The sequence below is a fragment of the Bradyrhizobium sp. LTSP885 genome (assembly GCF_000938305.1).
Taxonomy (GTDB): Bacteria; Pseudomonadota; Alphaproteobacteria; order Rhizobiales; family Xanthobacteraceae; genus Bradyrhizobium.
Window position 1 is genome coordinate 91,860 of record NZ_JYMT01000011.1, and the last position, 24,794, is coordinate 116,653.

Consider the following 24,794-nt stretch of genomic DNA (forward strand, 5'->3'; position numbering starts at 1 on the left):
GGAATTTGGGCGCGGCCGGGGCCAGCCGATGCCGTCCTGTAACAGCGATCGCGTAGTTTCGCGGGCGCATTGCCTGCGGGTTCGGCGCTGCCGGCCCGAGAGGCCTGATTCTGCTGGCAGCGTGGGCTGGGAAACAAGTTTCACCAGGAGCGCCAAATGACGTTTTTGAGCTACGCCTACCGTGCCCTCTCCAATTTCGTGTTCCTGGGGCTGGTCTATTTCAGCCTGAACTACCTGGAGAAGTACGAGCAGCGCGCGATTGTGGCGATCCTGGTCTTCATCTATGCGGCGATGCATGCGTTCTCCGCCCTGCGCTCCTTCTCCTTCTTCCAGCGCATCGAGCGGCTGGAAGGCGAGACGCGCCGGCTGTTCGCATCCTCGGGCGAGGGGCCCAATTCGGCGGCCTCGCGCAAGCAGATCGTCAGTGACGTCACCGCGCTCCGGCACGCCGGCGAGATCAAGGCCTATATCGATCTGTTCTTTCTCGCGCTGGTGATTCTGCTCTGCATCGCGAAAATCGTCACGAATTAGTCCGCGACCCGCTTGGCGATCGCCGTCGCTTCCGCGCGCGGCGCGCGCTTCTTCAGGCTGGCGACGCGGACCGAGCCTAGCTTCTTGGTCTGCTCGGCATGCTCAGGCGCGACACGACCTTTGCCATGAACCGCACCATGGGCCGCAGCCGGCGGCAGATGCGCGGTCCGTTTGGCCGCGCGAGCGGAGAGGGCCTGCGATCGGGGCGCAGCCGGCGTGGCCGCGCTCGCCACGCGAGCGGCTCGAGATCGCGCTGCGAGCAGGGTCGGGCGCTCTCCTTCGGGGATTCTGAAGACGCCCGCTGCCGGGATCGCCAAGGTCGGGGCTGAATTCAGCTGCGCGAGCTGCGGCTGCGGCCAGAGCGCCCGCCGGGACTCGCCGATGTGGGCGTGTTGCGCGTGATCGAGCGCCTCGGCGTCGCGCCAATCCAGGTTCGAAAACACCGGTGCGGGCAGCGTCCTCGTCTCGGCGAAGATGAAATTCGGAACGCTCGGCCAGCGCTTGACCGCCACCCTCTCTGACGGCGGATTCATATACCATTGCTGCGGCTCTGTCGGCGTCGCCGGTAGATCCGGGGTCGTGGGCACGACATGGACGATGCGGTAGCCGCGTTCCTTCAGCGTGGCCAGGATTCGTGGCAGCGCCGCGACAGTGCGCGGCTGAATGTCGTGCAGCAGCAGGATGCCCTTGCCCTTGGCCTCGATCCGCTGGATCGCGAGGTCGTAGACCCGCTGCGGCGAGACGTGGCGCCAGTCATCGGCCGGGAAATCCGCGCTCCAGACCTGGATGCCCTGCAAGGCCAGATATTGCTCGACGCCCGTGGCGCGCAGCAATCCGGGAATCCGGAAGAACGGCGCAAGCTTGCTCTTGTCGCCATTCAGCGCGGCCAGTGTCGAGGCGATACCGTCGTCGATTTCCTGCCGGGCTTTTTCGATCGGCATCTTGTTCATGGTCAGCGGATGGTGCTGGGTGTGCGTGCCGACGGTATGCCCGGCCGCGATCAGCTTGCGCACACCTTCCGGATTGGCGTTGGCCTGGCTGCCGATGGTGAAGAAGGTCGCCTTGACGCATTGGCTGGCGAGAATGGCCAGGATCTGGTTGCTGTATTTCGGCAGCGGGCCATCGTCGAAGGTCAGCACCACCTCGTGATCGGCGAGCGGCAGCGTCTCCGGATACTGCATGGTGCCGATCCGCGGATGTTCCCGGGGATCGACCACGAGGGTCCGGGATGTGCCAAGCGCGTTGGGGTTGCCCGGGCAGTCCGCGGCAAGCGCCGTTTGGGCCATGAAACAACCCAGTAACGCACCGCCAATGGCGGTCCATGACCGCTCCCGGATACCCATCAGGACACCAGCTAACATAGATCCTCGGCCGCATTCCAAACGCACTGCGAAGTCCTTAACGGCGGCGCCATGAACGCGGCCTTAATGATCTGTAATCCAGCCGATCTGTAGTCCAACTCCTGGCTCGGGTTCAATGTGTCCGATCGGACACGACTTTGGCGGCGGCCGGGACGATATGGACGATGCGGTAATCATGCTCGCGCAGGTACCGCAGAAAGGCCGGCAGCATGTCGTCCGTTCGCTGCTGCGGGTCATGCAGCAGGATAATTCCCTTGCGGTGGGCTTCGAGCCGCGCGGTGAGCAGTTTCAGTTCCTCTTCGGGCGTCATCTTGACCCAGTCGCTGGCCCAGAAATCGGCTCCAAACACCGCGATACCGCGCTTTTCCAGCACGTCCAGCAGCTCGGGCGTCGATTCGAAATAGGGGAACCGGAAAAACAGCGTCCTCGGGGTCGTGCTCGCCGTCCCGTGCAGCGCCTTATCGACTGCTGCGATGCCACGGTCGATATTGGCCTCGGCTTCGTCCGTCGACGGCTTGTTGAGATGCGGATGGTCCCAGCTGTGATAGCCGACGGTGTGGCCGAGGCGGGCGACCTTGCGGACCATATCGGGATGATCGGTCGCGTTGCGGCCGACCATGAAGAAGGTAGCGCGCACGCATTCGGCTGCCAGCGCCTCCAGCACCTTGTCGGTGGTCCCCGGCGTCGGCCCGTCGTCGAAGGTCAGCACGATCTCGTGGTCTTGCAGCGGCAGGGTCTGCGGAAAGCTCTTCAGCCCGACGCGCGGATAGGTCGCGGGATCGACCTCGAGCACCCGGGAGGTGCCGAGCGCGTCCTCGCGCGGGCAATCGGCGGCGCGCGCGGAGGTGATCAGAGAGATGGGCGCAAGGGCGATCGCGACGAGCAGCGCGAGGGCATGCCGTTTTGATCGTGTTCCGTTGGACACATTTCTCATTGCACAGGTCACCACCGATTAGGTAATCCGTTCCGCACAACTCAGACCAATTCTCCATTCCTGTCAAACCGGCGAGACGCGGCATGGCCGAGGACATCGACGCTGCCCAACCCGTCGGCACGGACGTGCTCGATCGCACGCCAATGCGCGACGAGGAGGGGCAGCTCCGCCACGAATTCGTCGAAGGGATCACGCGCGCCATCCACGCCGCCGACCGGCCGCTGTTGTGTGAGGTGGTGGCGGAACTGCACGAGGCCGATCTCGGCGATCTGATCGAGGCGCTTGCGCCCGAGGACCGCGTCTCCCTCGTCGAGATCACCGGTGCGGATTTCGACTTCTCGGCGCTCAACGAGGTCGACGAGACCGTCCGCGAGGAGATTCTCGAAGAGCTCGAGCCGGAGACGGTCGCCGAAGGCGTCCGCGAACTCGAATCCGACGATGCCGTCGAGCTGCTGGAAAGCCTCGACGAGGAGGACCAGGAAGAGATCCTGGAAAAGCTGCCGGCGGCCGAACGCGAGGACATCGAGCGCAGCCTGCTGTATCCGGAAAACTCCGCCGGCCGGCGGATGCAGACCGAGTTCATCGCGGTGCCGCCAAGTTGGACCGTCGGCCAGGCGATCGACTACATGCGCGACACGCCCGACCTGCCGGAGCGGTTCTACGAAATCTACGTGGTCGACGCCGACAAGCATTGGCTTGGTGCGGTCTCGCTGGATGCGCTGTTGCGCGCGCGCCGTCCGGTGCCGATCACCGAACTGGTCGATGAAGACCGCCGCCGGGTCTCCGCACTGGAGGACCAGGAGGAGGTCGCGCGGATGTTCGGCAAGTACAATCTGGTCGCAGCCCCCGTGGTCGACACGACAGATCATCTGGTCGGCGTGATCACCATCGACGACGTCGTCGACGTGATCGAGGAGGAGGCCGACGAAGACCTCAAGGCGCTCGGCGGCGTCACCAGCGACGAAGAGCTCTCCGACACGGTCTGGACCATCGCCCGCGGCCGCTTCAACTGGCTGCTGGTCAACCTTGCCACCGCTTTCCTGGCGTCGTCGGTGCTCGGTCTGTTCGAGGGCCAGCTCGAGAAGATGGTGGCGCTCGCGGTGCTGGCGCCGATCGTGGCGAGCCAGGGTGGCAATGCTGCGACCCAGACCATGACGGTGGCCGTACGCGCGCTCGCCACCCGCGAGCTCGGCTCCTTCAATGCCATGCGCGTGGTGCTGCGCGAGACCACGGTCGGGCTCGTCAACGGCCTCGCGTTCGCCATCATCACCGGCATTGCCGCGGTGGCCTGGTTCAAGATCCCCGGCCTCGGGATCGTGATTGGCCTCGCCATCGTCTGCAATCTCGTTGCCGGCGCGCTCGGGGGCATTTTGATCCCGATCGTGCTGGACCGGGTGCGGGTCGACCCCGCAGTCGCTTCCGGCACATTTGTCACGACGGTCACCGACGTGGTCGGGTTCTTCTCGTTTCTCGGCATCGCCACTTTGTGGTTTGGCCTGAATTAGATCAGCCCTTATCGTTAATCGGACCTTAAGCGGCTTTGCGGATGATGTGTCCATGCCCAAGGGGGACATCATGCAGCGCTTGCGGCTCAAGGCGGACGGACGGATCGTCGAATTGCGCGACGGCAAGGAATTTCCGTTGGCTCCTGCGATGCCGGCTTCCGCGATGCCGGCACCCGCGCCATGCGCGTCACAGCCTGCGGTCCGTGACTTGCGCCGCCGTGCGCAACTGACCCAACTCGAATTCGCCGCCAAGCTCGGCGTCCCCGTGGAAACCATCCGCAACTGGGAGCAGGGCAAGCGCGCACCGCGCGGCTCCGCCCGCGCACTGCTCGCCGTGATCGCGCATTCGCCCGAGACGGTGTTCGCGGCGCTGTCGAGCGAGCCTGCGCCGGCTTGAGTTGGCGCGGCGCGTTCTCGCGATCTGAGCGAATGTCTCAGCCCCATCTTCGGTGTCATCGCCCGGCTTGACCGGGCGACCAAGTACGCCGCGGCCTATCGCTTCAATCACGACTGTCTCTGGAATACTGGGTCGCCCGGTCCATGTGCGCAATTGCGCACAGGCCGGGCGATGACAACTGTGGATGGGGACGCAACTCCGCATTCTCGCGACATGATTTGTCCGAGCTCTGCATCTCGTTCCGCCCTCTCGTTGAAGAGGGCGCAGGAAAAGCCGGGTGCACGCTGCACCCGCGGTCTCGTGTGCAAAGGTAGAAAAGAAAGCGCACACGAGCATACAGGTTCAGCGGAGGCACTCCGGCTTTCCCTGCGCGATGGGTTACGGCTTATACGTGCTCTCCCCGGTGAGCGCTTTGTTGCCACCGTTGTCTCTGAGAAGCGTCAGCTTCTCAAAAACTTTCAGCCTGCATTGCAGCGTCAGGACCACACGACTTCGCCGTCCGCTTCATGCGCACTCGTCTGTTGCGCATTCGGCGTCCACCGCATCCCACCGCGCGTTCGTGACGTGCGCACGCCCCTCAATCGGGTGAGACGGGTGCATTAAACGGTTGAGTTGGGGTTGGTGTCAAGAAAAACTTCCGAAAAAACGAAATTACTTCTTTCGCGAGGCCTTGCCAAGACCTGACACGCAAAAACACGCTCGCTACGCGCCTTGGGAACACATTGGCATTGGCGAGTGTGGGGGTCTGTTGGTGGAAGCCCCATTCCGCGACCGGCGGAATGGGGACGCACTCTACCGCGCCGGCGCGCGCATGGACGCCGGCTGGCCCGGCAGCTTCAGCCTGGGTCCTACCTCGGTCAGCTTGCCGTTGGCGAGGTGAAACACCTGCAGGTCCTTGTCGAAATAGTTGCCGACATAGAGGTAGTCGCCGTTCGGGCTGTAAGCGATGCCTTCCGGCAGGCCGCCGAGCGGCGCACGCGCAGTCACCGTCAGCTTACCGCCGGTGCCGATCGACATCAGGACGAGTTCGCCGGTTTTGGTCTTGAACCAGTCGCTGTCCTTGGCCGAGGTGCCGAGCAGCAGTGGGGCGGCTGCGGTCTTCCCGTTGGGCGCGATGGCGAAGCCTTCCGGTCCCGTACCGGGGGTCATCACATCGACCACGTGGGGATGTGGGCCGGTGGCTTCGATGATCACCTCGGCATCGGCGTTGTTCTTTTGTGCACCGGTATTCGAGGCGATGACGTATTTGCCGTCTGGTGTGATGTCGATGTTGTAGGGAGTGAACGCCGATGAAATGTCCATCGACTTGTCGTAGGTCACGTTCTGTCCATCGATCGCCAACACGCCGATTTTGTTCGCGAGGTTCAGGCAGACAAAGGCGCGCTTGCCGTCGGGTGCGATGACGACGGCGGCCGCCTGCTGCTCCACCGGTACCTCGCCCACGGCCTTGACCGTCGAGCCCTGGATCGAGACAACAGAGACACTCTTGCCGTCCCGGTTGGCGATCAACGCGAGGTCGCCCTTTCTGGAGATCGACAGACCAGATGGCTGCCGTCCCACGGTCACCGTGTCGATCAACTTCGGCGGGTTGGCCGTGAGATCGATCACGTACAGTTTGTTATCGGGGACCGATTTCCAGGAGTTGCCCTCCTGGACGTGGACTACGGAATTGGCGACCAGGCCCAGTCTGCCGTCCGGTGTGATCTGCAGGTTGGTGGGCGGGCCCAGCAGGGAGTTCGTCAGCGGCAGGTTGGCGCGGATCTTGGGTTTGGCCGGGTTGGAAATGTCCACGACCAGCACGGCGTCGTTACCGGGAGCGCCGTTGATCTGGCCTTCGGGACCGTAGGTGACCTTGTTGTCAAGGCCGATCAGGATGTCGTTGGTTCCGGCTTGCGCCAGGCCGCTGCCGATGAGGCCGGCCAAGCCGATGGCACAAAGAGCAGGGCGTAAAGTCATCATGCGTTTTCTCCCGGTCCGGCCCATTCTGAGATGAGCTTGTTCCGTCACCGTACTTCGCGGCCTTTGGGGCTGGCAAGAACGATGCTGGCATCGATCCTAATTTGGCCGCACGCCTAGGAAGCGGACGGCGGACGCCGGCGGTGAATAACGGGCTCCGCTTTCGGCGGCGCGCATGAGCTTTTTTCCGCGTCTTCTCTCGTGGACTCGGAGCGCCGCGCCGTCAAGCTTATGCGAATTGACCTCCGTATGCAGTCGCGCGTGTTGCAACCGTCGCGAGAAATACGCGCGTCATTTTTTCACAGATATTCATCGACTGCATAAAACCGACACAGACCTGTTACGGGACGTGGCTAACGTGTCGCACGCTAACGTCATAAATTTGCAATAGCTGGGGGCACTACGGTGAAAGCCAAACTTCTTTCGACGGTCGGACTCTGTGTGATTGCTGCTGCGCTCGTGGGCAGCGCTACCGCTCAGGACGAATGGGAGCGGGATCATCGTCATCCGCACGAGATCGACACCGATACGCCGATCAAACATCTCGTGGTGATCTTCAACGAGAACCGCTCGTTCGATCATTATTTTGCGACGTATCCGAACGCAGCCAACCCGACGGGCTCGATTCCCTTCACCGCGAAGCCGCATACGCCGAAGGTGAACAACCTCGCCAATGCGAACCTCTTGACCAATAATCCCAACCTCAACCCGGCTAACGGCACCGGCGCGGCCAATCCGTTCCGTCTCGACCGCACCCAGGCCAACACGAAATCGCAGAACCACGCCTACACACCCGAGCAGCAGGCCTATGACAACGGCAAGGCCGACCTGTTTCCGGAATTCACCGGGCGTGGCACGGCCGGCGGCGTCGGCGCCTTCGGCACCAACGCGCAGGTGCTGGGCTATTTCGACGGCAACACCGTCACCGCGTTCTGGAACTACGCCCAGAACTTCGCCATGAACGACAACACCTACACCGGCACCTACGGTCCGTCGACACAAGGCGCGCTCGAGGTGATCTCCGGCCAGACCAACGGCGCGCAGAACATCATCGGCAGCTCCTCGTCGATCGCTGACGGCCAGGGCGGGTTGACGTTGATCGGCGATACCGATCCCGCCTACGACCAGTGTTCGAGCGCGACCAGCACCGTGCTGATGACCAGCAAGAATATCGGCGACCTGCTCAACGCCGAACATATCAGCTGGGGCGGCTTCATGGGCGGCTTCGACCTGACGCTCAAGAACGCCAACGGGACGACCGGCTGCACCCGCAGCACGTTCTCGAGCAATGTCAGCGGCACCATCGTGGACTATATCCCGCACCACGCCTGGTTCCAGTACTACAAGTCGACGGGCAACCCGACCCATGCGCGGCCGAGTTCGGTCGATGCGATCGGCCACACCTATGTCGAGGGCAGCAAGACCGTCGATCCGGCCAATCACAACTACGACCTCGAAGATTTCTACGCCGCGGTCAAAGCCGGCAATTTCCCGGCGGTCTCCTACATCAAGATGCCCGCCTATCAGGACGGCCATCCCGGCAATTCCGATCCGCTCGACGAGCAGGCCGGAAATGTCGAGCTGATCAACTTCCTGCAGAAGCAGCCGGAATGGCATGACACCGCCGTCATCGTCACCTACGACGATTCCGACGGCTGGTACGACCACGCCTATGCCGTGCCGACCAGCGCCTCCTACGATCCGACCGCCGATCAGGTCAACGGTCCCGGCAAGTGCGGCCTCGGTGCCGCCAAGCAGCCGCAGTCGAAGGGTCTGAGCGGCAAGCCCGTGAACGGCCGCTGCGGTCCGGGTACGCGCATTCCCTTCATCGTGATTTCGCCCTACGCCAAGCGGAATTTCGTCAGCCACGACCGCCTGACGCAGGCGTCCGTGGTGCGCTTCATCGAGGACAACTGGCTGCACGGCCAGCGCCTGGGTGGCGGCTCGTTCGACGAGAGCGCCGAATCGATCATGGACCTGTTTGACTTCGATCGCGATCGCTTCCGCGACGATCGTCAGAGCCAGCTGTTCCTCGATCCGACGTCCGGCACCGTGATCGTCAGCCCGCCTGATCATCACCGCTAATCGTCGGACGTGACATGAACGGCCGCACTTTGTGGCTCCTCGGCGCCGGCCTGCTCTGCATGGCCGGCGCTGTCGCAGCGGTGGAGACGTCCGGACTTCCGGACGCAAAGGCGGTTATGGGCACAAACCCGAATCCGATCCATCTGATGCGTCCATCCGTTGCGCCGCTGTCTTCGATGGCGCAACTCGGCAAGCAGATCTTCTACGACGCGTCGCTCTCGTCGTCAGGCCAGCTGTCCTGCGCGTCCTGCCATAGCCCGGATCACGCCTATGGCCCGCCGAATGACGGGCCGGTCATGCTCGGCGGCGCCACGCTCAAGCGGCAGGGCGCGCGCGCCGTTCCCTCGCTGACCTATCTCGAGCGCCAGCCGAATTTCAGCATCGGGCCCGAGAAGGATGAAGACGACAATGTCGTCGACCTCGCGCAGATGGCGGCGCTCGGCCAGCAGAGCGCGCGCGCGAAGAAGGTCGCGACCGCGACTGCAGCTGCTGCGGCGAACATCGTGCCGCAAGGCGGCCTGTTCTGGGATGGCCGCGCCGACACGCTGCAGGATCAGGCGCTTTTCCCGCTGCTCGATCCCAACGAGATGGATGGCGGCAGTCTCGAGGTGGTGGCGGACAAGCTGCGCCGCGCGCCCTACGCCGGGCGCTTCGCCGAGCTGTTCGGCGCCGGTATATTCGACAACGGGCGGTTGCTGATCGCGGAGGCGATGTTCGCGGTAGCGCGCTATCAGGTCGAAGAGGTGAGCTTCCATCCCTATACCAGCAAGTACGACTACTGGCTGGAGGGCAGGGCGCGGCTCAGCGAGAGCGAGCTGCGCGGCCTGCAATTGTTCGGCGACCCTGACAAGGCGAATTGCGCCGGCTGTCATACGTCGGCGCCGACGCGCGACAGCCTGCCGCCGCTGTTCACCGACCATCAGTACGAGGCGCTCGGCGCGCCGCGCAATGCCGCGCTCGCTGAAAACGGCGACCCCGATCGTTTCGATCTCGGGGTTTGCGGCCCGCAGCGCACCGACGTCGCCGAGCAGACGCAATATTGCGGCATGTTCCTGACGCCGACCTTGCGCAACACCGCGACCCGCCGCTCCTTCTTCCACAACGGCACCTTCCGCAGCCTCGAGCAGGTGCTCGACTTCTACAATTTCCGCGACACCAATCCGGAGAAGGTTTTTCCGCGCGCAGCAGACGGGAGGTTACGGAAGTACGATGATCTGCCGGAAAAGTATCACGCCAATGTCGACGTCAGCGATCCGCCGTTCGACCGCCATGCCGGCGATGCGCCGGCGATGACGGCGCAGGATGAAGCCGACATCATCGCCTTCCTGAAGACGCTGACCGACGGATATCAGCCGGAACCTTGAGCCGGCACATTCGCGCCATCCGCTGGCACGAGGCTATCTGCTAACGGACGACGTCACCACGGCAGCGTTCCGCGTATTGCGTGGGTGAACGTTCCTGTCGGACCATCCGGGCCGAGCAGGGCAACGCGCACCGCCTCGCGGGCGCCTTCCTCGACGGTCTCAGTACCCGCATATCCGTTGAGATTTGTCCTGGTGAAGCCAGGAGAGACTGCGTTGACCTTGATCCCCTCTGGCTCCAGCTCGATCGCCATCGCGACCGTCAAGGCGTTGAGAGCCGTTTTGGACGCAGGGTAGACCGGGCCGAAGACTGCGCGGTGGGAAAAGGCCGGGTCCGAATTCGCCGTCAACGACCCAGCGCCGCTCGACACGTTGACGATGCGGGCGCCTGGCGTTCCGCGCAGCAGCGGCAGCATCGCCTGATAGACGGCGAGGACGCCGAATACGTTGGTCTCCCACACCGCGCGCATTTCATCGAGAGAGACGTTGCTCGGGCGGGTCGTCTTTGCGTAATCCTCAACGGACTGGCCGGGCAGTTTCCTCGTATTCGAGATCGCCGCGTTCTGGATCAGCACGTCGAGGCGGCCGAACTCGTGGCGAACGCGCTTCGCCGCAGCGATGATCGAGGCCTGATCCGTGACGTCGAGTTGGAGCGCATGGGCGTCCGGTCCAACCTCCTTTCCAATTTCCCTGGCCGCCGCCACCCCGCGCTCGAAATTGCGCGAGCCGACCAGCACAATGAGGCCGTGCGCGACGAGATCCTTTGCGATCTGGAGGCCGATTCCTTGATTGGCCCCGGTGACCAGGGCGACGCATCTATTTTGCATATGAGGCTCCGTTCGAGAATTGAGAAACAGACTGGCTGGGGCTCAGCTCGACGCGGCCCAGATCACGGCGTCGGCGCCGGCGGGGATACGCATGGGGCTCGACGGATCGTTCACCGCGCGCCACACCGCTTCGGCCACGTCCTGCGCGTGCGTGATCGGTCCCGGCTCGCCAAAGCGCGCGAAGACGCTCTTGACGAGGTCGGCATAGGCCTCATGGTCGAGACCGTGCATGCGGGCGCGCGCGTTATCGCCGAAACGGGTCTCGGGCGAGCGTCCCGGCAGCACGAGGCAGGCGCGCACGCCGAACTGCGCAAGCTCCAGCGCCATCGACTCGGTGAATGCGTTCACCGCTGCCTTGCTTGCAGTGTACGACGCGATCAAGGGGATCGACTTCAAGGTCACGCTCGATGTGACATTGACGACGACACCGGCCCTGCGCTGCCTGAACTGCGGCAGCACCGCCTGCGTCAGGGCCATGGTGCCGAAGGTGTTGGTCTCGAACAGTTCGCGCACCGTCGCCATCGGGGTGGTCTCGAAGGGCGAGGCTGCGCCGAAGCCGGCGTTGTTGACGAGCGCGTCGATCGGCCGCGCGGCCTCGACGGCTTGGCGGATGCTCTCGGGATCAGTGACGTCGAGGGCGAGCACGCGCAGATGCTCGGAACGGGGCAGGGCGTCCTCGCGCGGACTGCGCATCGTGGCGACGACCTTCCAGTCGCGATCGAGGAAGTATTTGGCGGTTTCAAGTCCGAAGCCGGACGAGCATCCGGTGATCAGGATATTTTTCATGGAGGACTCTTGGGTGGTTGACCGTATCGAGGAGATAGGCCACCGCAGCCGGACGCTCTATATTCGAAAGTCCATGATGCGTTTGCAGGAGTCCAGATATGGTCGATCCGCTCGCGGAGGTCGTCACGCTGCTGCAGCCCGGCGCCCGGTTCTCGAAGGCGATTGTCGGCGCCGGGCCGTGGCAGGTCCGCCGCTCGGACGCCGGGCAGCCCTTCTACTGCGTGGTGCTCGAGGGCGGCTGTCGCCTCGTGATCGACGGGCACGAAGCGATCACGCTCTGCTCGGGCGACTTCGTCTTGATCCCTGCGGCTTACGGCGTCGCGATGTCCAGCCTCGCGCCTCCCTCGGAAGCGGCTCCCGAAAACCTGCCGGTCGCGCTGGCCACCGGCGAGTTCAGGATCGGGGATCAGGACGGCCCGACCGACCTGCGGATGCTGGTGGGCCACTGCAGCTTCGGCTCCCCCGACGCGGGCTTGCTGCTGTCGCTGCTTCCCCAACTCGTGCATGTGCGCGGCGAGCCGCGGCTTGCGACCCTGGTGCAGTTCGTGAGAGACGAATTCCGCGAACGGCGTCCGGCGCGCGAGGTCATCCTCGCCCACCTCCTCGAAGTGCTTCTGATCGAAGCGCTGCGTTCGACAGCGGGCACCCCGGCGTCGCCTGGCCTGGTGCGCGGGCTCGCCGACGAGCGCCTTGCCGTCGCGATACGACGGATGCATGAGAGCCCGGCCAGCGCGTGGACGGTGGCACAGTTGGCGAAGGACGCCGCGCTCTCCCGTTCAGCGTTCTTCGACCGGTTCAGCCGCGCGGTGGGCGTCGCGCCGATGGAGTATTTGCTCGCCTGGCGCATGGCGGTGGCCAAGAACATGCTCCGGCAGAATGAAAGCGGCATCGCCGAAATTGCCGAACGCGTCGGCTACGGTTCCGCAAGCGCGTTCAGCGTCGCGTTCACCCGCCATGTCGGAGTGTCGCCGACGCACTATGCGCGGGAGCAGGCGCCGTCGTGACGCGCGTAGCCTTCGTGCGTGCTTGATCGGTCAGATGACTTTGTACGCCAGATCGTAGAGCGCTCCGGACCCTCGGAACTGCTGCGTCAGTTCTCCGCGGCCCTGTTCGTCGGCTCGGATGATGACCGGCCCGAGGTTCGCGGGCTGCTGACCTGGATGCTCCGCGATCAGATCAAGTTGCAGTTGCCCTGAGAAGGGTACGAGGTCCTGATCGTCGAAGTCGAATACGTCACCGGCGTTCATTGGAAACGGGCCTTCAAACTCGATTCCACCGCTGGCAATGACAAGCCTGTCTGTCTCGCCCGGAGTCTGAGTTAGGCGCGCCGTCAGCGTGATCAGCTTGGCAAGAGGATCGCTCATAATATTCTCCCACGGAAATTCGCTTGCGGGTTGATTCAACAGCAATTCGCCACCGTAACCCGGCCTTTGGCAGAAAAAAGATGTGAAGCAGTTCACCTCGTCCGGCGAATCTGGCGATCGCCCGGGTGAGCCGCGCTCGCGCGACGAAATTTGCCGGATGCGGTTTGCACGCGAAGGCGGTGGCGATCCTCAACTTCCCACGCCGGCGTGAGTTGGCAGCGCAGGCCTGGCGGCCCATAATGGCCGCATGATCTTCATCGAAGGCAATGGTGCCAAAATCCCGGCGATCGGGCTCGGCACCTGGGAATTACGCGGCCGAACCTGCGCGCGCATCGTCGAGCAGGCGCTGCGGCTCGGCTATCGTCATATCGACACCGCCCAGATCTACGAGAACGAGCGCGAGGTCGGGGAGGGGCTGCGCGCTTCCGGGATCAAGCGCGACGACGTCTTCGTCACGTCAAAGGTCTGGACCAGCCATTTCCTGCCCAAGGACCTCGAGCGATCGGCCAAGGAGAGCCTGGCGCGGCTGCGCCTGACCGAGGTCGATTTGCTGCTGCTGCACTGGCCCAACCCGCAGGTGCCGCTGGCCGAGACGCTCGGTGCGCTGGCGCGAGTCAAGCAAGCGGGACTGGCGCGGCATATCGGCGTCTCGAACTTCACGGTGGCGCTGATCGAAGAGGCAGTGGCGGCCTGTCCGGAGCCGCTCGCCTGCGACCAGGTCGAGTACCATCCCTATCTCGACCAGGCCAAGGTGATGGAGGCCTGCGCGCGCCACGGCCTGGCGCTCGTCGCCTACAGCCCGATCGCGAAGGGCCGCATCAAGGGCGACCGCGCGCTGGCGCGGATCGGCGACCGCTATCGCAAGACCGCGGCCCAAATCTGCCTGCGCTGGCTGGTGCAACAAAATGTTTCCGCGATCCCGCGCACCTCGAAGCTCGAGCGGTTGCAGGAGAACATCAATATCTTCGATTTCGAGCTGTCCGAGGCGGATATGCGGGAGATCTCCGCGATGGGCAGCGCGGATGGCCGGCTGACCGATTTCGGTTTTGCGCCGAAATGGGATTGAGGCAGGTCGGCCCCAACCGCTATGCTAAAGGGCGGGGAGACATCACGATTTGATCGAGTGGGATGAAGTTCCGGCCAAACACTGACATGATCGCGTCGGTGCTCGTGCACCTGTCGCTGCTTGGGCTGATTTTCCTGTATTCGGAAGTCCATCAGTTCGATCCCGTCGCCGCCGACACGGTGCCGGTCGAGGTCGTGACGCAGCAGGAGGCTGCCGAGATCAAGCCTGATCCCGTGCCGAGCCCGTCACCGACGCCCGAGTTTCAGTTGCCGTCACTGGACAAGCCGACGGACCAGGCCACGCCGCAACCTGCCGCTCAGCAACCGCCACAGAAGCAGGCGACGCCGCCGCAACAGCAGCCTCAGCAGAAACAGGCGACGCCGCCTACGCCGCAGCCCCAGCAGAAACAGGCCACGCCGCCAGCGCCACAGCCCAGTCCCACCCCACAACAGGCGGCGAAGGCCGAGCCGCCTCCGGCGCCACAGCTACCTCCGCCGGTTGCCCAGCAGCCTGCGCCGCCGTCACCGCCGGCCTATACGCCGCCCGAGCCTGATGTGTCCGTCAAATACGGTGTCATCCTCGGCCTGCCGCCCGATCTGCCGGCTGCGCCTGCCGGCAGCGCGCCTGGAAAGGACAATTTCGACGCGGCGGCCTCCGAGAAGGCCGACGTCGGCACCGGCATCGTCGCGGAATTCCGCCGCCATCTGAAAACCTGCATGAAACTTCCGGCCGACCTGAACACCGGCGACGACGTCAGGGTCAAGCTGCGGGTGCTGATGACGCCGGACGGCAAGCTCGCAGTCGCCCCCCAGCTGATCGAGGGCACCGCATCAGCGAAAGGCGTGCTCCTGATGAAGAGCGCGACGACTGGGCTGCAGGCCTGCCAGCCTTACGGGATGCTGCCCAGGGAGCGCTACGGCGAATGGAAGGTGCTCGATCTCGATTTCACGCCGCGCGATTTTGGGTCGTAGCGGCGTGGTGCGAAGCGGGCTTCGGTCGGGAATACTGAGCAAGGCAGGCGATTCAGTCCCGGCATGATCATTTTTTGCGCATGAAGTGGCCAAGAGACGGTCAACCGCCGACCTAACCGGTAGCTCCCAATCCCGCATGATCCTGTTCCAAATCAGTTTCTAGAACTGGCATATTTCTTGCTGAAAACCTTTGCAGATCGTCTGAAAAGGTTTGCAGTTGTTTTTGCAAAGGTTTTCAGGCAAAATGGGAGATGAGCTCCAATGCGCTGTCTACGTGAGAATTGTTTCCTATTGCTTTTATCATTACTAGTGGTGGGGACGCCCCTGTCCTGTCTGGCCGAAGCAAAGAAACCGCGACACGTCGTGCTCGCCGTCGGGACGTCGGTGCTTAATGTCGGCTACCCGATGGTCACGCTCCCGCTCTCCCTCGGCTACTGGACTGAGGAAGGCTACGATGTCGACGTGCAGCCGGTCGGCTCTTCGTTGCAGGCGATCCAACTCCTTGTCGCCGGTAACGCCGACTTCGTGCAGGCGAATGCCTCCGCCATCATTCAATCCGCTGTCACCAACAAGCTCCCGGTTCGTGTCGTCATGGCAAACGGCGTCACCGACTGGTCGATCGCAGTGCCGGTCGATTCGAAGATACGGACTATTGCCGACCTCAGAGGCCGGACCATTGGCGTGTTCAGCGTGGTCAGTGCCGGGGTGTCGCTGCTGCAGCACTCGCTGAAGCAACAGGGGATTACGGTCGAGTCGGCTGGAATCAGCTTCCTGCCGCTGGGCCTTGGGGCGCCGCCGGTGCAGGCCATGCGACGCGGTCAGGTCGATGCGCTCATCTATTGGGCTCCCGGCGTTGCCAGTTTTCGCAACGCCGGGCTGGAGCTGCGCGAAATCGTTCCGGCGGAATGGCGAACCTATCCCGACTATTCACTTGGGACGTTGCAGCGCTCGATATCTTCCGATCCCGACAAGGTCGTCGCGATCGCCCGGGGCATCGCCAAAGCAACTGTCTATGCCTTGGCCAATCCGGAATGCGCAGTGCGGCTTCACTGGCGCCGGTTTCCGGACACGAAGCCCTCCGGTGTCGATGATGAAACCGCCATGCGCATGGACCTGAACACGATCAACGCGCAACTCAGCACCTTGGCTGATGGCTTCAGGCTGAACGGCGGGCGCCAGTGGGGTGCGACCGATCCCGCAGGTCTCGCACGACTCCAGAACTTCCTGAATGAGGCTGGCATCATCAACGGATCGCTGCCGGCTGACAGCTATCTGACCGCGATTCCCAACTTCTACGATCGCGTCAATGACTTCGACGCCGAAAAGATTCGTGCTGCCGCTCGGACGTGCGAGGTCGCGCAATGACCGGCGTTGCGATCGCTCAGCTTGAGAAGCGCTACCGCTCGCATGGGTACGACGAGATCGTGGCCCTCGAGAACGTCGACGTAACGATCGAGCATGGGTCGTTCGTCACCATTGTCGGCCCCAGCGGCTGCGGCAAGAGTACGCTGCTGCGCATCCTGGCCGGCACCCTCGAGCGTACGTCCGGCCAGGTGTTGATCAACGGGCGCAGCGTGAACGGACCGACACGCGAAATGGGCGTCGTGTTTCAATCGCCAGTCCTGCTGCCATGGCGGAGCGTTCTGGCCAATGTGACCGTACCTGCCGAGATTCAGGGCATGGAGAAGAAAGCCGCGGTGCAGCGAGCTCGGGCGCTGCTCGCGACCGTAGGATTGTCGGGCTTCGAGGATCGTTATCCGGCGGAACTGTCCGGCGGCATGGCGCAACGCGCCGGGATCTGCCGGGCTTTGGTGCACCAGCCTGACTTCCTGCTGATGGACGAGCCGTTCGGTGCGCTCGACGCCATGACAAGAGAAACCATGAATCTGGAGCTGCTTCGGATTTGGCGGGAGCAGGGGATCACCGTCGTGCTGGTGACACACAGCATTCCGGAGGCGGTGTTCCTCGCGGACCGGGTGATCGTGATGACGCCACGGCCGGGACGGATCGCCGAAATACTGCCTGTCGAGCTGCCTCGTCCCCGAACGCTGGCCATGTTCAACACGCCCGAGTTCGGCCGCCACGTGACGGCCATTCGGCGCCACTTCAGCACAGAAGCGGAGTTGGATTGATGGACGGAAGCATATCTGCGCGGGCTCACAGCGTGACCATCAAGCCCGAAAAAACTGCGAGACGGGTTCGATCCGCCTCCTTGAAGGAGAACGGTCTGGTCGCACCGATCTTGTTCGTCATCCTGATGGCGACCTGGGAAGTCGCGGTCCGCGTGCTCGAAATTCCGGCGATCGTCCTGCCACCCCCCAGCAGTGTGGCGATGGCACTGGTGCGAGAGGTGATGTCGCCGTCATTCCTGTACCATTTCGGCGTCACCTTCACCGAGATCGTCGCGGGCTTCGCCGCGGGCGCCGTATTGGGAATTGTCCTCGGCGTCGCGATCGGCCAATCGGAATTCTTGGAACGGGTGGTCTATCCCTATGTCGTGGCGTTCCAGACCGTGCCGAAAGTGGCGATCGCGCCGATCATCGTCATCTGGTTCGGTTACGGCCTGTCGTCCAAGGTCGTGATCACCGCGACGATCGTTTTCTTCCCGCTGCTGGCGAACACCATCGCAGGCCTGCGCTCCGCGCCGCGCGACCAGATCGAAATGCTCCGGGCCCATACGGCGAACGATTGGCAGGTGTTCCACATGGTTCGCCTGCCTCATGCACTGCCGTACATTTTCGCCGGGCTGGACATCGCAATCGTACTCGCCGTGATCGGCGCTGTCGTCGGCGAATTCGTCGGCGCGAGGGCCGGTCTCGGATTTCTGATCCTGCAGAAGAACTTCACTTTCGATATGGCAGGCAGCTTCGCCATTCTGATCGTGCTGTCACTGATCGGGGTCGGGCTGCACGGCATCATCGTCACTGTTCAGCGCCGGCTCCTGTTCTGGACCAGCGTCAATGACAGAGGCCGGATCGCGACCTTCTAATCCCATTCGCCAATCCCATTCGAACCTGGAAATGTGAGGACCAATCATGATTGAACCGACCCGTGTCGCAGACCGCAGTGAAGTCCCCGTGCTTGACCTTGCGCCGCTGCTCCGGGGAGAGCCGATCGACGAGCTCGCCCGAGATCTGGATCGTGCCTGCCGGGAGACAGGCTTTTTCTATGTCTCCAACCATGGCATCTCCGAGAACATCCTCAACGCGGTGTTTGGCGCGACCCGACGGTATTTCGCTCTGCCCGAGGAAATGCGGCAACGCCATGTGATGCATCCGTACTTCCGTCGCGGATTCATGCCCCAAGGGGTTACCAAGCAGCCGGGCTTCGAAGCCGATCTGAAGGAAAGCTATGAGGTCGGCCTCGACCTGGCGCTGGACGACCCGGATGTGATTGCCCGGCGTCCCTTGCACGCGCCAAACCAGTGGCCCGAAGAGTTGCCGTGGCTGCGCGAAGCCGCCGAGGCTTACTTCGCACAAGCCAAGACCCTTGGCGAGAATCTGCTCCGATTGATCGCACGCGCGCTGGATTTGGACGAGGGCTACTTCCTTCAATACGCCAAAAAGCCAATGGTGCAGATGAGGATGTTCCACTATCCGCCCCAGCCGCCGACGGCCACGGCCACGGCACTGGGTGCCGCACCGCATACCGACTTTGGCATGATCACCTTGCTGGCCCAGGATCCGATCGGAGGTCTTGAACTCAAGAAGCGTGACGGCGGGTGGATTGCTGCGCCATACATTGACGGCACGCTCGTCGTGAATATCGGCGACCTTTTCCAGCGTTGGACCAACGACCGCTACGTGTCCAATTTCCACCGCGTTACCAATCGCACCGGACGGGAGCGCTATTCGATCCCGATGTTCTTCAATTTGGACTACGACGCACCGGTGGTTTGCTTGCCGACGTGCTGCTCGGAGCAGAATCCGCCGCGGCACGACCCGGTGGCGTTCGGCGACTACATTGTCAGCCGATTCAAGGCAGTGCAGAAATTCCGCACCGAAGACGTGACCGCTGCATGAAGATTGGAAACCGCAACCGTTCCGGAATTTTTGGCCGCCCGCCCAGGAAGCGGGCGGGCCCGGGCGGCGGAGATGCCAGGCATGACGACTGAAAATACGTTGCGGAACGCCCCCTCGTCGCAACCCGAGGGCGAGGTAACGCTCAAGCAGATTGCCCGGCTGGCGGGCGTCTCGATCGCGACGGTGTCTCGTGCCCTCAATCAGCCGGACATGGTCGCGGCCTCGAAGTTGAAGGCCATCGAGGAAGTCCTTCAGAAGCTGTCCTATATCCCGAACAATGCCGCGCGTATTCTGCTCAATGGTCGCTCGAAGACGATCGGATTGATCGTTCCCACGATGTCGAATCCGGTTTTTGCGCCGACAATTGAAGCGGCGGAGGAAACTTTGCGGGCGGCCGGTTACGGAGTGCTCGTCGCTTGTTCCAACCGAGACGTCGACCGCGAACTGGAACAAGTCAGGACCATGCTCAGCCGAGGCGTAGATGGTCTGATACTCACTGGCTCCCGCCGTCATCCCGACATCTTGCGCATTCTGGGATCCCGCAACGTGCCTGTGGTGTTTCAGGACTGCGCGGAGATTTATCCCGACTCGTTCTCGGTCGCCATGCCGGACGCAGCAGCTATGGCTCTCGCGATCGACACCCTGGTCGATGCGGGGCACCGCCGGATCGCGGTGCTGACCGGCCCGACCGGCAATACGCCGCCGGTTGCCGACCGCCTACGCGGAGCCCTCAAACAACTCGCGGCGCGTGGCATCGAACTTCCTCCGCTTGGTGTTGCCGAAACCGAAGACTATGACGCGGCTACGGCGCGGGCGGCTGTTCGGGGCTTCCTCGATCAGTCACCCGGCTACACCGCGATCGCGTGCACGGGCGATATTCTGGCGCTCGGCGCGATCATGGCCATCCGGGAAGCGGGTCTGTCGGTACCCGACGATATTTCGATCGTGGGCTGCAGCGATTCGGTGATGGCTCAATACGTCGATCCACCGCTCTCCACCATCCACCTGCCTTTCAAGGAAATGGGCGCGGTCGCGGCGGAGAGGCTGCTCTCCATCCTGAAGAACGAACCCGCGAGCGGGTTGAGCTTCATGCCTTTCCACCTTGAACGGCGTCAATCAATCAAGGTCTTGTCGCGTGACGGCAAGGGTGCCCCACCAACCGTCAATAGGAAATAGTCAATGCTTGACATCGAGTCCTTCGTTCGCGGCCTGCCCAAGGCCGATCTACATATGCATCTTGAAGGCAGCATCGAGCCGCAATTGATGCTCGACATCGCGACCCGTAACGGTTTGCGGCTGCGATGGGACAGCGCCGATGCGCTGCGCGCAGCCTATCAATTCACCAGCCTGCAATCGTTCCTCGATCTCTATTATGAGGGCTGCAAAGTCCTGGTGACGGAGCGGGATTTTTACGACGTGACCCGCGCCTATCTGCGACGGGCTCACGAAGATGGTGTGATCCGTTCGGAACTTTTCATCGGGCCGCAGAGCTTCACGACACGCGACGTCGCGATCGAAACCCTGATGTCGGGCGTGCTCCGGGCCATGGATGATGCGAGCAGGGAACAGGGCACGAGTGTCGGACTGCTCATCAGCGTCCAGCGGCACCGGACTGAAGCGGATGCGCTCGCGGTGCTCGACCAGATCATGCCATGGGCGGATCGGATCATCGGCATCGGCATGGGCGGCGCGGAAGTAGGCAACCCGCCGTCGAAGTTCGCCAGATTTTTCAAGGAATGCCGCAAGCGAGGTTTCCGCACGACCGTTCACGCCGGCGAGGAGGGCCCGGCTTCTTATGTGCGTCAGGCGCTGTCGCTCTTGCAGGTCGACCGGATCGACCATGGCAATGCCTGTCTGGCCGATCCTGATTTGGTTCGCGAACTGGCCGACAAGCGCATCGCCCTCACAATATGCCCGCTGTCCAACGTCCGGCTGCATGTGGTGCCGTCGATGGACAAGCATCCACTGAAGGAGCTCATGGCGCGGGGTCTGCACGTCACCATCAACTCGGACGATCCGCCGTACTTCGATGGTTACGTCACGGAGAATCTGCTCGCTTGCCGGTCAGCTCTCGGCCTCTCCTTGAGCGAGATCGTGGGCTTGGCCCGCAATGGCCTTTGCGCGGCTTTTGTATCCGAGCAAGAACGGCAGGACCTCTTGTGCAAGCTGGATGCTTATCTCGTGCAACATGATAGCGCCCTGCAGAACGTTCCGGCGAGGACGCACTGAGGGCATCCAATCGCGCTCCAGGCGTCAACTTCCCATCGCCTCCCAGGCGTTCGATGTGAATTGCCGGCGCCAGATCACGATCACGACCGCAGCCGTGGTGACGAACAGCACCCAGGGACTGACGAACCAGCCGAGATAGGCGAGCGCGAAGAAGAACGCGCGCTGGCCGCGATTGAAGTGCTGGCCGGCGCTTTCGAACAGTCGTGTGGTGCGGATCACGTGCGCTTCGGCCGCGGGCGTGCCGCGTTGTGTCGCCGGCGGCATCGCGCCGAACAGGATCGCGACGTAATTGAACAGGCGATAGGCCCAGGCGAATTTGAAGAACGTGTAGATGAAGATCAGGATCAGGCCGACGCACTTGACCTCCCACAGCGCAGGCGAGGGGCTCAAGCCGAACGGCAGGGTGCCGAGCACCGTCAATGCATCGTTGGTCTCACGCAGCAGCGCCAAGGCGCCGCCGATCGCGATCAGGCTGGTGGAGGCGAAGAACGCCGTGCCGTTCTGCAAGCTGGCCATGATCTGCATGTCGACCATCCGCGACTCGCGATCCAGCAGGTTCCTGACCCAGATCTCGCGATAGACATGCATGCGCGCCGACAGGCTGTCGCGTCCGTAGACGGTGTGCTCCAGCGTGATGGCATAGACCGTCCATTCCAGAGCGAAGAAGCCGACCGCAAAGACATCGACCCAATAGCCAGTCATGTTGCTTTCCCTCGAGCCCGCGCCGCTGCGCTGCGCCTTTGCAGCCAGCATTCTTGTAGCAAGTCTTCTTGTAACAAGGCTTGCGGCATCCGCGTCATGTACAGGTTGAACGCGTGCAATGCACTATGGCAAGATGCGATCTACAACAGGATTCTCCGGACAATGCTGAAGCTCGTCATCGGCAACAAGAACTATTCGTCGTGGTCGATGCGGCCGTGGCTGGCGCTGCGCGCCAACGACATCCCGTTCGAGGAAGTCTTCATTCCGATCTACACCGACCAGGCCGACAAGGATCGCATCCTCAGCGTCAGCGATTCCGGCAAGGTGCCGGCGCTGATCGACGGCAACCTCACGGTCTGGGATTCGCTTGCGATCATCGAATATCTCGCCGAGACAGTCCCGGACGTGAAGTTGTGGCCGGCGGATCGCGCCGCCCGCGCGCACGCCCGTGCGATCTCGGCGGAGATGCATTCCGGATTCATGGCGCTGCGCAACGAATGCGGCATGAACCTGCACCGCCCGATCCGCGCCGTGGCGCTGTCGGACGATGCGCGGGCCAATGTCGCGCGCATCCAGGAGATCTGGGCCGATTGCCATGCGCGCTACGGCAGGCAGGGGCCGTTCCTGTTCGGTGCGTTCTCCGGCGCGGACGCAATGTACGCGCCGGTGGTGCATCGCTTTCGGACCTACGCGATCCCGGTCCAGGGCGCGGCGCAGCATTATGTCGACGCCATGCTGTCGCTTCCGGCGTTCCAGCAATGGACCCGCGAGGGCCTGGCCGAGACGCTGCTGATCGACCGATTCGAGCATGTCTGAGCGCGCGTTGGCCTTTTGGAATTGTGACAGCGGCCGCAAACAACGCGGCTTGACGTCGCAGCGCCGAAAGCGTCTGAATCCGGAACCGGCCTTTGCCACCAGCGAAAGGACTTTCGACCATGGGCATTCTCGATTCTCTGGAAAACTCGCCTGAGCTGAGGGGGATGCTGGGCCAGCTGGGTGCGGCGGTGCTTCCCGCGGTGCTCGGCGAGGTGCTGGGCAGTGGCAGCGGCCAGGGCGGTTTGTCGGCGATCGTCGCCAAGCTCCAGCAGGGCGGCCTCGGCGACCAGGTCAAATCGTGGATCGGCACCGGCCAGAACCTGCCGATCACGGCCGAACAGCTCCAGCAGGTGCTCGGCAGCGACACGGTCAAGCAATTGGCCGCCCGGTTCAACATCCCGGTCGACCAGCTCTCCCAGGTGCTGGCCCACCAGCTTCCGGCTGCGGTCGACCATGCCAGCCCCGACGGCAAGCTGCCGCACACCGCCTGAGCGCCCGGAACCCGGTTCGGCGCCAGCGTGGCGGTCAATCTCCGCGGAACCGCCATTGGCCGCCTATCGCGCTGAAAAAGCTGCAAAATTGCGCAATGCCCATGCCTCAATCCTGCTGGATTTGGGGCGGCGCCGTGTGCTAAGTTGCCACAGGGTTCTCAATTGTTGTGCCGGCGCTAGCGGGACCGTGAGCGCGGCCAGCAATCTCTAGAAAATGGAGAGGGCGTTGAAGCACAAGTACTCGATTGGCGAGACCGTCTATTTTACGGCCAGCAACGTCGCCCGTCCCGCCGCGACCGGTACCTATCAGGTGATCCGCCTGCTGCCGACCGATGGCGACGACTGCCAGTACCGCATCAAGAGTTCGACCGAAGCTTTCGAACGGGTAGCCAAGGAGAGCCAGCTCGCGCTGTCCTAGACCTCTTTAGTTTAAGCATGATCTTTCGGAAAGCCGGTTTCCACTTTTCCGGATCATGCTCCAGGGAGATGTGCGCAAGCCTGCGGTTTGGGCGGTTTCGTCCTCACTGCCGTTAAAAGGCCCTGTTCGCAGACCCATTCTGCCGAAGGTTGGACACCGGGGTGGCGTCCAACCTTCGTCGATCGTGCTTATGCTGCGTTGAGGGACATCGCGCATGAATTGGGCTTGGACGTCTTCGCTGGATCAGATCTGGCGTTCACCGACCTTTCCGATGTGGCTGACACTGGCCGCTGCGGGGTTTTTCGGAATTGTCGTGCTGGTCACGCTGCTGCGGGCGGAGAAGTCCGTCGCCAACGGCGCCTTGACCGTCATCACGCTGCTGTCGATCGCGGTTGCGGTCGCCGCCACCATCCGTGGCTTCGGTCCGGGCGGGCAGGCGGGGCCGACCGAGAGCCGCGTGACGCAGGCGACCGGCCCGACGCTGCCGGCGCTGTCCTGCATCGACGACCTGGCCGGTGATGCCGTTCTCAATGCTTGCGAGAAGGCGGTGTTCGGCTCGGCCGACGCGGCCGCAGCCGCCGTCAGCTATGCCGCGGCCCAGATCTCGCACCTGACCTCCTACGGCGATCTCGCGACCGCCGAACGCAGTACGACCACCGAGTTGCAGGCGCTGCGCCGCGCGGTCGAGCGCGATCGCTACGGCTTGATGGCCTACGCGCTGATGGCGCGCGACCACTGCTCGCCGACCGCGTGCCCGGCGTTCCGTTCATTGGGCGACAACCACCAGATCATCTCCAACATGAACGACCGCGTCTACGAGAACACGGTCACTCGCTACGCGGCGGCCTGGAATGCGCCGGCCGGTGCATCGCCGTCGGTTCCGCAGGGTCTTGTCGCGGCGCTGCCGTCGTCGATGCCCACGGGCAGGCCGACCAATGCCGAGTTCCCGAGCGCGGCGTCGACGCCGCCGGT

Annotated in this window: 25 protein-coding genes; 18 read left to right on the forward strand and 7 right to left on the reverse strand. The window is 63.3% G+C overall.

Going from position 1 to position 24,794, the window contains the following annotated elements; translation table 11 throughout:
- The first annotated feature begins 156 nt into the window (after positions 1-156).
- Complete coding sequence (locus UP09_RS07840) at positions 157-531, forward strand: hypothetical protein (protein WP_044537515.1); 375 nt, start codon at positions 157-159, stop codon at positions 529-531.
- On the opposite strand, the gene UP09_RS07845 is transcribed toward UP09_RS07840, so the two are convergent.
- Both UP09_RS07845 and UP09_RS07850 read right to left on the reverse strand, forming a co-directional pair.
- Positions 528-1,892 (reverse strand): polysaccharide deacetylase family protein, encoded by a 1,365-nt coding sequence (locus UP09_RS07845; RefSeq protein WP_044537516.1) that lies wholly within the window; start codon positions 1,890-1,892, stop codon positions 528-530. The two genes, UP09_RS07840 and UP09_RS07845, sit on opposite strands and share 4 nt — an antisense overlap.
- 112 nt (positions 1,893-2,004) lie before the next feature.
- Complete coding sequence (locus UP09_RS07850; RefSeq protein ID WP_082070035.1) at positions 2,005-2,826, reverse strand: polysaccharide deacetylase family protein; 822 nt, start codon at positions 2,824-2,826, stop codon at positions 2,005-2,007.
- A gap of 83 nt (positions 2,827-2,909) precedes the next feature.
- On the opposite strand from UP09_RS07850, the gene mgtE reads away from it, so the two are divergent.
- Complete coding sequence (gene mgtE / locus UP09_RS07855) at positions 2,910-4,331, forward strand: magnesium transporter (RefSeq protein WP_044537517.1); 1,422 nt, start codon at positions 2,910-2,912, stop codon at positions 4,329-4,331.
- 70 nt (positions 4,332-4,401) lie between these two features.
- On the forward strand, positions 4,402-4,728 hold the full coding sequence (locus tag UP09_RS07860) for a helix-turn-helix domain-containing protein (RefSeq protein ID WP_044537518.1): 327 nt from the start codon (positions 4,402-4,404) through the stop codon (positions 4,726-4,728).
- A 792-nt stretch (positions 4,729-5,520) separates the two neighbouring features.
- Here the strand turns inward: UP09_RS07860 and UP09_RS07865 are convergent.
- The gene (locus UP09_RS07865; RefSeq protein WP_197082631.1) at positions 5,521-6,687 is read right to left on the reverse strand and encodes a YncE family protein; all 1,167 of its coding nucleotides are present in this window, start codon (positions 6,685-6,687) and stop codon (positions 5,521-5,523) included.
- A gap of 402 nt (positions 6,688-7,089) precedes the next feature.
- Between UP09_RS07865 and UP09_RS07870 the strand changes: the two genes are divergently transcribed.
- The gene (locus tag UP09_RS07870; protein WP_044537519.1) at positions 7,090-8,769 is read left to right on the forward strand and encodes an alkaline phosphatase family protein; all 1,680 of its coding nucleotides are present in this window, start codon (positions 7,090-7,092) and stop codon (positions 8,767-8,769) included.
- A 14-nt stretch (positions 8,770-8,783) separates the two neighbouring features.
- Positions 8,784-10,133 carry a cytochrome-c peroxidase gene (locus UP09_RS07875; protein ID WP_044537520.1) on the forward strand — a complete coding sequence of 450 codons (1,350 nt, stop codon included), beginning with the start codon at positions 8,784-8,786 and terminating at the stop codon, positions 10,131-10,133.
- Between the two features lie 53 nt (positions 10,134-10,186).
- On the opposite strand, the gene UP09_RS07880 is transcribed toward UP09_RS07875, so the two are convergent.
- The gene (locus UP09_RS07880) at positions 10,187-10,957 is read right to left on the reverse strand and encodes an SDR family NAD(P)-dependent oxidoreductase (protein ID WP_044537521.1); all 771 of its coding nucleotides are present in this window, start codon (positions 10,955-10,957) and stop codon (positions 10,187-10,189) included.
- A 42-nt stretch (positions 10,958-10,999) separates the two neighbouring features.
- Positions 11,000-11,743 (reverse strand): SDR family oxidoreductase, encoded by a 744-nt coding sequence (locus UP09_RS07885; protein WP_044537522.1) that lies wholly within the window; start codon positions 11,741-11,743, stop codon positions 11,000-11,002.
- Between the two features lie 98 nt (positions 11,744-11,841).
- Here UP09_RS07885 and UP09_RS07890 point away from each other — a divergent pair, with 98 nt between their 5' ends.
- Positions 11,842-12,747, forward strand: coding sequence for an AraC family transcriptional regulator (locus tag UP09_RS07890; protein ID WP_044537523.1), 906 nt, complete (start codon positions 11,842-11,844; stop codon positions 12,745-12,747).
- Positions 12,748-12,777: 30 nt separating this feature from the next.
- Here the strand turns inward: UP09_RS07890 and UP09_RS07895 are convergent, their stop codons facing one another.
- Positions 12,778-13,107, reverse strand: coding sequence for a hypothetical protein (locus UP09_RS07895; protein WP_044537524.1), 330 nt, complete (start codon positions 13,105-13,107; stop codon positions 12,778-12,780).
- 247 nt (positions 13,108-13,354) lie between these two features.
- On the opposite strand from UP09_RS07895, the gene UP09_RS07900 reads away from it, so the two are divergent.
- From UP09_RS07900 to UP09_RS07935, 8 genes are all read left to right on the forward strand, one after another.
- Positions 13,355-14,173, forward strand: coding sequence for an aldo/keto reductase (locus UP09_RS07900; protein ID WP_044537525.1), 819 nt, complete (start codon positions 13,355-13,357; stop codon positions 14,171-14,173).
- Between the two features lie 62 nt (positions 14,174-14,235).
- A complete protein-coding gene (tolA, locus tag UP09_RS07905; RefSeq protein ID WP_044537526.1) occupies positions 14,236-15,144 on the forward strand; it encodes a cell envelope integrity protein TolA in 909 nt (302 codons plus the stop codon).
- 363 nt (positions 15,145-15,507) lie between these two features.
- On the forward strand, positions 15,508-16,509 hold the full coding sequence (locus UP09_RS07910; protein WP_052833002.1) for an ABC transporter substrate-binding protein: 1,002 nt from the start codon (positions 15,508-15,510) through the stop codon (positions 16,507-16,509).
- On the forward strand, positions 16,506-17,276 hold the full coding sequence (locus UP09_RS07915) for an ABC transporter ATP-binding protein (RefSeq protein WP_052833003.1): 771 nt from the start codon (positions 16,506-16,508) through the stop codon (positions 17,274-17,276). Before UP09_RS07910 ends, UP09_RS07915 begins: the two co-directional genes overlap by 4 nt.
- An 80-nt stretch (positions 17,277-17,356) precedes the next feature.
- Complete coding sequence (locus UP09_RS07920) at positions 17,357-18,133, forward strand: ABC transporter permease (protein WP_245301808.1); 777 nt, start codon at positions 17,357-17,359, stop codon at positions 18,131-18,133.
- A 46-nt stretch (positions 18,134-18,179) separates the two neighbouring features.
- Positions 18,180-19,166 (forward strand): isopenicillin N synthase family dioxygenase, encoded by a 987-nt coding sequence (locus UP09_RS07925; RefSeq protein WP_044537529.1) that lies wholly within the window; start codon positions 18,180-18,182, stop codon positions 19,164-19,166.
- Between the two features lie 81 nt (positions 19,167-19,247).
- Positions 19,248-20,342: a LacI family DNA-binding transcriptional regulator gene (locus UP09_RS07930; RefSeq protein WP_052833004.1), complete on the forward strand. Its 1,095-nt coding sequence runs from the start codon at positions 19,248-19,250 to the stop codon at positions 20,340-20,342.
- Between the two features lie 3 nt (positions 20,343-20,345).
- Positions 20,346-21,395 carry an adenosine deaminase gene (locus UP09_RS07935; protein ID WP_044537530.1) on the forward strand — a complete coding sequence of 350 codons (1,050 nt, stop codon included), beginning with the start codon at positions 20,346-20,348 and terminating at the stop codon, positions 21,393-21,395.
- A gap of 24 nt (positions 21,396-21,419) precedes the next feature.
- On the opposite strand, the gene UP09_RS07940 is transcribed toward UP09_RS07935, so the two are convergent.
- Complete coding sequence (locus tag UP09_RS07940) at positions 21,420-22,097, reverse strand: DUF599 domain-containing protein (RefSeq protein WP_044537547.1); 678 nt, start codon at positions 22,095-22,097, stop codon at positions 21,420-21,422.
- 162 nt (positions 22,098-22,259) lie between these two features.
- Between UP09_RS07940 and UP09_RS07945 the strand changes: the two genes are divergently transcribed.
- The 4 genes from UP09_RS07945 to UP09_RS07960 all read left to right on the forward strand — a co-directional run.
- Positions 22,260-22,913 carry a glutathione S-transferase family protein gene (locus UP09_RS07945; RefSeq protein WP_044537532.1) on the forward strand — a complete coding sequence of 218 codons (654 nt, stop codon included), beginning with the start codon at positions 22,260-22,262 and terminating at the stop codon, positions 22,911-22,913.
- Between the two features lie 119 nt (positions 22,914-23,032).
- On the forward strand, positions 23,033-23,404 hold the full coding sequence (locus UP09_RS07950; RefSeq protein ID WP_044537533.1) for a YidB family protein: 372 nt from the start codon (positions 23,033-23,035) through the stop codon (positions 23,402-23,404).
- Positions 23,405-23,618: 214 nt separating this feature from the next.
- On the forward strand, positions 23,619-23,822 hold the full coding sequence (locus tag UP09_RS07955) for a hypothetical protein (protein ID WP_156164514.1): 204 nt from the start codon (positions 23,619-23,621) through the stop codon (positions 23,820-23,822).
- Between the two features lie 214 nt (positions 23,823-24,036).
- Positions 24,037-24,794 (forward strand): hypothetical protein (locus UP09_RS07960; protein WP_044537535.1); only part of this gene is annotated, 758 nt, incomplete at its 3' end.